The sequence below is a fragment of the Bradyrhizobium sp. USDA3010 genome (assembly GCF_056429065.1).
Genome location: NZ_JBWJZD010000090.1, coordinates 1 through 9,497, shown reverse-complemented (window position 1 = coordinate 9,497; position 9,497 = coordinate 1). Strand labels below are relative to the sequence as shown.

Genomic DNA, 9,497 nt, shown 5'->3' with positions numbered 1-9,497 from the left:
CGCTGGAAAGCCCAAGATGGTCGCCCTCATCGCCGTTGCGCGCAAAGTCCTTACAACCCTCAACGCCATGCTCAGGGACCAAAAACCATGGCAACCCGCTTGACCAAGAACACAGTCGCTGAGGTGCGAGCGCTTGCGAGCCTCGAAGGATGACAATCACGAGTCGTGGCCCATCCTTCGAGATGCCGCGCGAATGCGCGGCTCCTCAGGGTGACGCCTGAGTGCGTTACGCCACGTTCTGGTCGAGGATATCGACCGCACCCTGCAGGTCGACCGACACCAGCTGGGACACGCCGCGCTCGGCCATGGTGACGCCGAACAGCCGGTTCATCCGCGCCATCGTGATCGGATTGTGCGTGATGATGATGAAGCGGGTTTCGGTCGACGCCGTCATCTCGTTCAGCAGGGTGCAGAACCGCTCGACGTTGTGGTCGTCGAGCGGCGCGTCGACTTCGTCCAGCACGCAGATCGGCGACGGGTTGGTCAGGAACACCGCGAAGATCAGCGCCAGCGCCGTCAGCGCCTGCTCGCCGCCGGACAGCAGCGACAGCGTCTGCGGCTTCTTGCCGGGCGGCTTGGCGATGATCTCGAGGCCGGCCTCGAGCGGATCGTCGCTCTCGATCAGGTGCAGCGCGGCTTCGCCGCCGCCGAATAGCTCGGTGAACAGCCGCTTGAAGTGGTTGTTGACGGTCTCGAACGAGGTCAGCAGACGCTCGCGCGCTTCGCGGTTGAGGCTCTGGATGCCCTGCCGCAACCGCTTGATCGCCTCGACCAGGTCGTCGCGCTCGGTGGTCAGCGCGGTGTGCTGGGTCTCGACTTCCTTCAACTCTTCCTCGGCGCGCAGATTGACTGCGCCCAGGCGCTCGCGGTCGCGGCGCAGCTTCTCGAGTTCTTCCTCGACCTGCGCGACCGGCGGCAGCTCCGCGCCGGGCTCGATCTCGGCCATGCCGACGACGGCGCTCGGCTCGACCTCAAGCATGTCGTGGATCTCGCGCTCGATGTCGGCGAGGCGGCGGCGGGTGCCTTCCATGCGCTCTTCGGCGCGCGCGGTAGCTTCGCGGGAGGACGACAGCGCTTCGAGCGAGGCCTTGGCGAGGCGATCAGTTTCCGCCATCGCGGCTTCCGCGGTCGCCAGCGCATCGGCGGCGATCCTTCGATCGCCCTCGGCGTGCTCGATCTCCGTGATCAGCGCGCTGCGCTTCTCGGCGAACACTTCCGGCGCATTGGCCAGTTCCTCGCGCTCGGCCGACACCTCGGCGATGCGCTCTTCGATGGTCCCGACCTGCGAGGCGGCGCTGGTCTTGCGGCTCTGCCACTCGTTGCGTTCGGCAACGATGGCCTGCACGCGGCGGTCGGCGAGCTCGGCCTCGCGGGCGAGCGCCTGCGCTTCGGCGCGGACTTGCGCCGCGGCACGGCGCTGGTTGTCGATCTCGGCGCGAACCGCGGCGAGCTGAGCTTCGGTTTCGACGCCCGGCGGCAGTTCAGACAGCGCCGCAACTGCGTTCTCATGGGCGGCTTCGGCCTCGGCGCGGTCGGCGGCGACGCGGCTGTGCGCCTCGGTCAGCGCCGATTTGCGCGCAGAGTGGCGGTTGATCTCGCGTTCGGTCGCAGCATGGCGCTCACGCGCGGCGTCGGTCTCGCGGCGGGCGGCACGCACGGCTTCGCGCGACGCACCCTCGGCGGCGGACGCCGAGCGCAATTCCTCTTCAGCCGTCTCCAGCGCCTGGCGTTTGGCGGCGGCATCGATGCGGGCCTGTTCCAGCTCATGCTCGATATCGACCAGGCGGGCGCGCTCGGCGAGGCGGCGGGCGGCGCCAGTTGGAGCATGGGCGTCGGCGACAAAGCCGTCCCAGCGCCAGACGTCGCCTTCGAGCGACACCAGCCGCTGGCCGGTCTTCAGCTGCGACACCAGCGCCGCGCCGCGCTCCTTGGCCACCACGCCGATCTGGGCCAGACGCCGCGCCAGTTCCGGCGGCGCCTGGACGTGATCGGCCAGCCGTTCGACGCCATCCGGCAGCGCGGGATCGCCCGCGGCTTCACCGACATTGGTCCAGCGCATCGGCGCGGAGGAATCCACCGGCGCGTCGAGGTCGTCGCCGAGCACGGCGCCGATCGCCTTTTCGTAGCCCTTGGCGACCGTGATGCCGTCGATGATCGGCGGCCACAGATTCTTGGTCTCGCTGGTGACGAGCTTGGAGATGGTGCGGGCTTCGGTCTCGAGCCGCTGCACCCGCTTCTCGGCTTCGGCGAGCGGATTGCGGGAGGCTTCCAGCGTCTGCCGCGCGGCGGCGTGATGCGCCTCGCTCGACTGCACGGCCGCCTCGGATTCGGCGAGCGTCTGCTGTGCCATCTCCATGGCGGCGGCGAGCGCGTCGATGTCGCCGAGATTGCCGGTCTCCTGGGCGAGCTTGGTTTCCTCGGCCTGGACGTTGGCGATCTCCTGATCGAGCCGCGCGAGGCGGTCGCGATGCGTGCGCACGCCGGCTTCGAGCTGGTTGCGCTTGGCGGTCAGGTCGGCAAGCTGCGTGGTCAGCTCGGAGAACTGGCGTTCGGTCGCGGCCAGGATCTCCTCGGCCTCGGAGACGCGCTCGTCGACGCCGGAGCGCTTCTCGACGCGCGACTTGATCTCTTCCTTCAGCTCGGCGTCCTCGGTGTCGAGCCGCTGCAGCGCGATGTCGGCATCCGAGGTCTGCTGCTGCTCGCGCGCGATGTCCTGGGCGAACTGGGTGAGGCGGCGATCGAGTTCGCCGACCCGCTCCTTGGCGCGCTGCTCCTCGCGGTCGAGCATCTCGCGCGCATTGGTCAGGCGCTGCAGGCCGGCGGCGGCGCGCGCCTCGGCATCGCGCAGCGCCGGCAATTCGGCGGCGCGGATTGCCTGGATGCGGGCGGATTCGGCCTGCTCGCGGGTGCGCTCGGCCATCTCGCGCACGGAGATGTCATGGGTGTGCGCGGCGTCGTTGACGTCGGCATTGGCCTCGATCCAGCGCAGATGGAACAGCATGGCCTCGGACTTGCGAACCTTGGCGGCGACCTCGCGGTAGCGAATCGCCTGGCGCGCCTGCTTCTTCAGGCCTTCCATCTGGCCGCTGAGCTGGCCGATCACGTCCTCGACGCGGGTGAGGTTGGTTTCGGCTGCCTTCAGCCGGAGTTCCGCCTCGTGGCGGCGGGCGTGCAGGCCGGCAACGCCGGCGGCGTCTTCCAGCACGCGGCGGCGCTGCTCGGGCTTGGCCTGGATGATCTCGCCGATCTTGCCCTGGTGGACCAGCGCCGGCGAACGCGCGCCGGTGGCAGCGTCGGCGAACAGGATCTGCACATCCCTTGCACGGACGTCGCGGCCGTTGATGCGGTAGACCGAGCCGGCCTCGCGCTCGATGCGGCGGGAGATTTCGAGCAGCTGGCTGTCGTTCATCGCGGCCGGCGCCGAGCGATCGGAATTGTCGATCGTCATCACGACTTCGGCGTGGTTGCGCGCCGGACGATTGCCGGAACCGGCGAAGATCACCGCATCCATGTCGGCGGCGCGCAGCGACTTGTGCGAGGTTTCGCCCATCGCCCAGCGCAGCGCTTCGACGAGATTGGATTTGCCGCAGCCGTTCGGTCCGACGACGCCGGTCAGGCCCGGCTCGATCATGAAATCGGTGGGTTCAACGAACGACTTGAAACCGTGCAGGCGGAGGCGCGTGAGCTTCATGTACACAAATCTCGTTTGGCCGGGCGCGAATCTCCCTGCCGTGACAATACCATGGATGGCAATGTCGGTGTCTGGGGTGAATAGCTGCGTGCAGCTCTCATGAGCGGCGACAATGGCGATGCCGGTGCGTCAGGGCAACCGCTTGACCAAGCTTTTCCCAAGGGATTTGCAGGGGTTTTGTGACCTCCGCATGTCTTCGAAGATTCGCATCACGCGAATCAAGTTTTCAACAACCAAATAATGCGACGGCGGCATGCCGTGATCGCAAATCATCCACAATTATCGTGCCGCGACTCGAACGCGGGCATGATGACGTCAGATTCGCGGGGCGCGGGATCAGCTCTTCAGCAGCGGGTCGATGTGCTTGCTGAACTCCTCGAACGAGGTCTCGCCCTTCAGCATCTCGCCATTGACGAAGAAGGTCGGCGTCGAGTTCACCTTCAGCACGTCGTTGGCGTATTTCTGGTCGGCGGCGATCTTGTCGAGCAGCGTCTGATCCTTCAGGCAGTCCTCGACCTGCTGCTGGCTGAGGCCGGCCTGCTTGCCGATCCGCGTCAGCGTCTCGGTGGTGTTCTTGACCACCCAGTCGTTCTGCTGGCGGAACAGCAGGTCGATCACGGCAAAGAACTTCGGCGCGTCGTCCTTGGCGATGCAGCGCGCCAGCATCGAGCCGGCGGCGGCCTTGATGTCGAGCGGGAATTCGCGGAACACGTAGCGGACCTTGCCGCTGTCGATGTAGGTCGACTTGATCTTCGGGAACACGGTCTCGTTGAAATTGGCGCAGTGCGGGCAGGTCATCGAGGCATATTCGATGATCGTCACCTTGGCGTCCGCCGGACCGAGCCCCATGTCGGGCAGCGACTGCGGCTTGGCGACCTCGGCGGCGGTCTGCGCGAACGCGTCCGTGATCAGGCGCAGCGGCGACAGGCCGGCGAGGGCGGCCAGCCCGGTCAGCGAGAGAGCGGTGGTGAAAGCGCGGCGCGTGATGATCAAGGTCAGCTCCCGGATTGGCGCATTCACGCCAGAATGAAGGGGGTCCCGAAAAAGAAGCCTTCGCTAGCTTGAAACGACCATTGTGGCAATGCCGGGGTCTCGCGGCCGAGCCTGCGAAAAGCGTCAATTTCGCTTGATCGAGGCACCCAGGCGGGCCAGCGCGGCGCGCAGATCGTCGTCCTCGACGGCCGCAAGGTTTGCCGCCTCCCGGGCCACGTCTTTGGCGTCGGGCGGGCGCGGCCGGGCGGGGCGGCCGCGGCGCAAAAGCGGCGCTTGGCGGATCGTCAGGCGGCCGACCGCGTGCCAGCCGAAGAAGCGGTTTACCCGCTCCAGGATGACGTCGGAGGAGTGCTGGATTTCCAGCGCCATCGGCCCCTCGACCCGCAGCACCAGCGTGGCCGGCTCCTGCGGTTGCCCCTCGACCGGCCGAGGCCACTGGATCTTCAGCGGCTCGCAATAGGCCGCGATCCGCTCGCCCGCGATCTCGGTCCAGCGCGTCACCAGTTCGCGCGCGGCAAAGCCCTGCTTGGCATAGGCGTCGGTGAAGACGTCGCTGAGCAGGATCGACAGGGGCTTTGCGCTGATCGGGCCGGGTCTGGGCATGGGAGGGGTTATAGCAGCAGTGGCGATGCGGCCGAAACCGTGTTCATCAATGTGGCCGCGCTTCCGTCCAGGGATAAGAAAGACGTGGATGCCCGGGTCAGGCCCGGGCATGACGTCGCGAGATTTGCCTTAAGATACGTCCATGAGCTCTCGCGCGGCCGCCAAGACCAAACCGACCGACCAGCAAGCCGACCGCCCGGCGCGGCTGCTGGCCTGGTATGACCGGCATCGCCGGCGGCTACCGTGGCGTGCGGAGGCAGGGGAGCGGGCCGATCCGTACCGCGTGTGGCTGTCCGAGATCATGTTGCAGCAGACCACGGTCAGGGCGGTCGGCCCCTATTTCGAGAAATTCCTGTCGCGCTGGCCCGACGTGACTGCGCTCGGTCGCGCCTCGCTCGACGATGTCTTAAGGATGTGGGCCGGGCTCGGCTATTATTCGCGGGCGCGCAACCTGCACGCCTGCGCGGTTGCGGTGCTGAATGACCATGACGGTGTCTTTCCGGACACCGAGGACGGGCTGCGCGCGCTGCCCGGGATCGGGCCCTATACCGCGGCGGCGATCGCCGCGATCGCGTTCGACCGCCGCACCATGCCGGTGGACGGGAACATCGAGCGCGTGGTCACCCGGCTCTACGCCATCGAGGAGGCGTTGCCGCAGGCCAAGCCGCTGATCAAGGCGATGGCGGCGACATTGCTCGGGCCCTCTCGCGCCGGCGACGAGAACTCTCGCGCCGGCGATAGCGCGCAGGCGCTGATGGATCTCGGCGCCACCATCTGCACGCCGAAGAAGCCGGCTTGCGTAGTGTGTCCGCTGAATGACGATTGCGCAGGCCGTGCCCGCGGCGACCAGGAGACGTATCCGCGCAAGGCACCGAAGAAGACCGGCACGTTGCGTCGCGGCGCTGCCTTCGTGGTGACGCGCGGCGGCGAGCTGCTGGTGCGTTCGCGCCCGCAAAAGGGCCTGCTCGGCGGCATGACCGAGGTGCCGGGATCGCAGTGGCTTGCCGGGCAGGCGGATGCCGCCGCGCTGGCGCAGGCGCCGGAGCTCAAGGGCGTCACGCGTTGGCACCGCAAGACCGGCGTGGTCACCCACGTGTTCACGCACTTTCCGCTCGAGCTCGTGGTCTACACGGCCAATGTTCCGGCGCGGACCCGCGCGCCGGAGGGCATGCGCTGGGTGCCGGTGGCGACGCTGGACGGCGAGGCGTTTCCCAATGTGATGCGTAAGGCCATCGCGCACGGGCTGGATCTCTAGCGGGAGACGACCTGCTGACACCATGCTGGCAACAGCTCTCGGCTAGGACTTCCAAAACGGAGGCCGCCATGATCGCAACCGCACTCGACCGCATCCCGATGCCGCCAGTCGCAAAGCTGCTGGGTTGGCGCGTGTCTGACGCACGTCCGCAGGACGGTTGGATCAGGATCGTGTTCGATGGCAAGGAAGATTTCTGCAATCCGGCCGGCTTCGTCCAGGGCGGCATGCTCTCGGCGATGCTCGACGACACGATGGGGCCGGCGGTGTTCATCATGACCGAGGGCAGGCTGTTCACCACGACCATCACGATGACCGTCAATTTTCTCGCACCGGCGAAGCCCGGACCGATCACCGGCGAGGCGACGGTGACGCAGCTCGGCAAGACCATCGCCTTCGTCGAGGGCCGGCTGACCGCCGCGGATGGCTCTTTGCTCGCTACCGCGAGCAGCAGCATCCGCCTGGTGGAAGCGTCGCGGGCGCTGCGCTTGGGCGGCGTGCGCGCTATGGCAAACCCGTCATGCTGAGGTGCGAGCGGAGCGAGCCTCGAAGCATGCACGGCCACCAGCGCGGGCCGTGCACCCTTCGAGACGCCGCTTCGCGGCTCCTCAGGGTGACGGAATCATAGAGCGGCGCTTTGATGCACGCAGCACTTAGGCTCCCGCCCGCTGCACGATCGGCGGCTTGGCGTTCAGCCCCTCGACCTGGAAGCCGGCGACGCGCTTGTAGTTGGCGGCGATGTCTTCCAGCTCCTGCTGCGACAGCACCTCGGTGACGACGCCAAAACCGTTGGGTGCGCGCTCCTCGACCAGCTGCATCACCTGTTCCGGGCCGTTGCGGCGGTTCAGCATCACGAGGTCGGTGGTTGCCGGGCGCCGTTCGGCCTCATAGGCCAATAGCGCTGCCTGCGTCGGGCCATGCGCCAGGATCTCGCGTGTCAGCGTGCGCGCATCGAGGATCGCCTGCGAGGCGCCGTTGGAGCCGATCGGGTACATCGGGTGCGCGGCGTCGCCCATCAGCGTGACGCGGCCGAAGGTCCATTGCGGGATCGGATCGCGATCGACCAGCGGGTATTCGTAGGCATGCGGACAGTTCCGGATCAAACCGGGCACGTCGAGCCAGTCGAAATCCCAGCTCTCGAACCACGGCAGGAACTCGTCGAGTTTTGCCGTGCGGTTATAGTCCTCGCGGCGCCACTGATAGGTCGGCGGCATGTGGCGCTCGGCGACCCAGTTGATGTCGAACTTGCCGTCGGGGCCGGCCTCCTTCGAGATCGGATAGCAGACGAATTTCAGGGTCTCGTGGCCGGCCATGATCATGGTGCGGCCGGTCAGGAAGGCATTGCCGCGGGTGATGCCGCGCCACAGGATGCGGCCGTTCCAGATCGGCGGCCCTTCCTGGGGATAAAGCTTCTCGCGCACCGCCGAATGGATGCCGTCGGCGGCGATCAGCACCGCGCCGTCATGGCTGCCGGCGGGCTTGCCGGTCGCCTTGTCGATGAAGTCGGCGCGGACGCCGTCGGCGGTCTCGGTCCAGCCGGTGAGATGATGGCTCGTGAGGATGTTCTCGGGCCCCAGCCGTTCGGTCGCGGCGTCGAGCAGCAGCTGCTGCAACCGGCCGCGATGGATCGAGAACTGCGGCCATTTATAGCCGGCCTCGAGGCCGCGCGGCTCGCTCCAGATCGGTTTGCCGTGCTTGGAGAAATAGGCGAGCTCGCGGGTCCGCACCGCCGACGCGTCGAGCACATCGTGCAGGCCGAGCTCGATCAGTTCGCGCACCGCATGCGGCAGCACGTTGATGCCGACGCCGAGCGGCCGCAATTCGGGCACGCTCTCGAAGACGCGGCAGGGCACGCCGATCTGGTGCAGGCTGAGCGCCAGCGTCAGCCCGCCAATTCCGCCACCTGCAATGAGCACAGTCATGAAAAGCCCTCTCGATTGGCAATGGTCATCGCATGGCGGCCCCGCTGCGGGCAAGGTCCGCGGCATGGTGCGGGGTGGACGGCAAGAGGGGCTGCCGCTAACGTCCGCCGCATCTCAAAACAAGCCAGGCCGGGTTCGCACCGAACCGACAAGGCCCGCAGAGGACAACGACATGCTCAAGCTCTATACCGCCCCCGGCACCTGCGCGCTCGCGTCCCACATCGCACTGGCCGAGGCCGGCGCGCCCTATTCGGTCGAGCGGCTCGATTTCAAGATCAACCAGCAGAACAGCCCGGAGTATCTGAAGATCAATCCGAAGGGCCGCGTTCCGGCGCTGGTGACCGACCACGGCGTGCTCACCGAGACGCCGGCGATGCTGGCCTACATCGCGCAGACCTATCCGCAGGCGAAGCTCGCGCCGCTCGACGACGCCTTCGCGTTCGCCAGGCTGCAGGCCTTCAATTCCTACCTCTGCTCGACGGTGCATGTCTGCCACGCCCACAAGATGCGCGGCGCGCGCTGGGCGACCCAGGAGACGTCGTTCGCCGATATGAAGACGATGGTCCCGAAGACCATGGGCGCCTGCTTCAATCTGATCGAGCGCGACATGCTGAAGGGCCCGTGGGTGATGGGCGACAGCTACACCGTAGGTGACGCCTATCTCTACACGCTGACCCTCTGGCTCGACGGCGACGGCGTCGATATCGCGACCCTGCCCAAGGTGAAGGCGCATCGTGCCGCGATGGAGAGCCGCCCGGCGGTGCAGAAGGTGCTGGCCGAGCAGAGGGTGTAAGCGCGAGAAATTCGGTGTCGTCCCCGGGCAAGCGCAGCGCGACCCGGGACCCGTAACCACGAATGATCGTTGTTGCGCGACGCTGGGGCCGCAGCTCACTCTCACAACGCAACCCCGTGGTTGATGGTGTGGACGGCCCCCTACGGCATCGGTGTGCCAGAATGAGGTTGTCTAGATCTCATACATGGGAGCCGTCCGTGAACCAGATTATCCGCATTGGTATGGATACGTCGAAGTATATTT

At 67.0% G+C, this 9,497-nt stretch carries 7 protein-coding genes and 1 pseudogene; 4 read left to right on the top strand and 4 right to left on the bottom strand.

The genetic code is table 11. The features are described 5' to 3' along the window. A pseudogene (locus tag AC066Y_RS42595) lies at nucleotides 1–103 on the top strand (IS110 family transposase); the annotation flags it as partial. A gap of 123 nt (nucleotides 104–226) precedes the next feature. Here the strand turns inward: AC066Y_RS42595 and smc are convergent. The 3 genes from smc to AC066Y_RS42580 all read right to left on the bottom strand — a co-directional run bounded on the left by smc (nucleotide 227) and on the right by AC066Y_RS42580 (nucleotide 5,287). Beyond that, nucleotides 227–3,691, bottom strand: coding sequence for a chromosome segregation protein SMC (gene smc / locus AC066Y_RS42590; RefSeq protein WP_478279058.1), 3,465 nt, complete (start codon nucleotides 3,689–3,691; stop codon nucleotides 227–229). 336 nt (nucleotides 3,692–4,027) lie between these two features. Further along, on the bottom strand, nucleotides 4,028–4,684 hold the full coding sequence (locus tag AC066Y_RS42585) for a DsbA family protein (RefSeq protein ID WP_092124558.1): 657 nt from the start codon (nucleotides 4,682–4,684) through the stop codon (nucleotides 4,028–4,030). A gap of 123 nt (nucleotides 4,685–4,807) precedes the next feature. Beyond that, nucleotides 4,808–5,287: a DUF721 domain-containing protein gene (locus tag AC066Y_RS42580; protein WP_478279057.1), complete on the bottom strand. Its 480-nt coding sequence runs from the start codon at nucleotides 5,285–5,287 to the stop codon at nucleotides 4,808–4,810. A 142-nt stretch (nucleotides 5,288–5,429) separates the two neighbouring features. Between AC066Y_RS42580 and mutY the strand changes: the two genes are divergently transcribed. Next, a complete protein-coding gene (gene mutY / locus AC066Y_RS42575) occupies nucleotides 5,430–6,542 on the top strand; it encodes an A/G-specific adenine glycosylase (protein WP_478279056.1) in 1,113 nt (370 codons plus the stop codon). Between the two features lie 14 nt (nucleotides 6,543–6,556). Continuing rightward, a complete protein-coding gene (locus AC066Y_RS42570) occupies nucleotides 6,557–7,066 on the top strand; it encodes a PaaI family thioesterase (RefSeq protein WP_478279059.1) in 510 nt (169 codons plus the stop codon). 126 nt (nucleotides 7,067–7,192) lie between these two features. Here the strand turns inward: AC066Y_RS42570 and AC066Y_RS42565 are convergent, their stop codons facing one another. After that, on the bottom strand, nucleotides 7,193–8,461 hold the full coding sequence (locus AC066Y_RS42565; RefSeq protein WP_478279055.1) for a flavin-dependent oxidoreductase: 1,269 nt from the start codon (nucleotides 8,459–8,461) through the stop codon (nucleotides 7,193–7,195). 172 nt (nucleotides 8,462–8,633) lie between these two features. Here AC066Y_RS42565 and AC066Y_RS42560 point away from each other — a divergent pair, with 172 nt between their 5' ends. Further along, on the top strand, nucleotides 8,634–9,254 hold the full coding sequence (locus AC066Y_RS42560) for a glutathione S-transferase family protein (RefSeq protein ID WP_478279054.1): 621 nt from the start codon (nucleotides 8,634–8,636) through the stop codon (nucleotides 9,252–9,254). Nucleotides 9,255–9,497 lie beyond the last annotated feature (243 nt).

What these genes read in the sequence shown, in the direction of transcription:
- smc (WP_478279058.1), bottom strand. Translation starts at nt 3,691, where the DNA reads ATGAAGCTCACGCGCCTCCGCCTGCACGGTTTCAAGTCGTTCGTTGAA.
- AC066Y_RS42565 (WP_478279055.1), bottom strand. Translation starts at nt 8,461, where the DNA reads ATGACTGTGCTCATTGCAGGTGGCGGAATTGGCGGGCTGACGCTGGCG.
- AC066Y_RS42560 (WP_478279054.1), top strand. Translation starts at nt 8,634, where the DNA reads ATGCTCAAGCTCTATACCGCCCCCGGCACCTGCGCGCTCGCGTCCCAC.
- mutY (WP_478279056.1), top strand. Translation starts at nt 5,430, where the DNA reads ATGAGCTCTCGCGCGGCCGCCAAGACCAAACCGACCGACCAGCAAGCC.
- AC066Y_RS42580 (WP_478279057.1), bottom strand. Translation starts at nt 5,287, where the DNA reads ATGCCCAGACCCGGCCCGATCAGCGCAAAGCCCCTGTCGATCCTGCTC.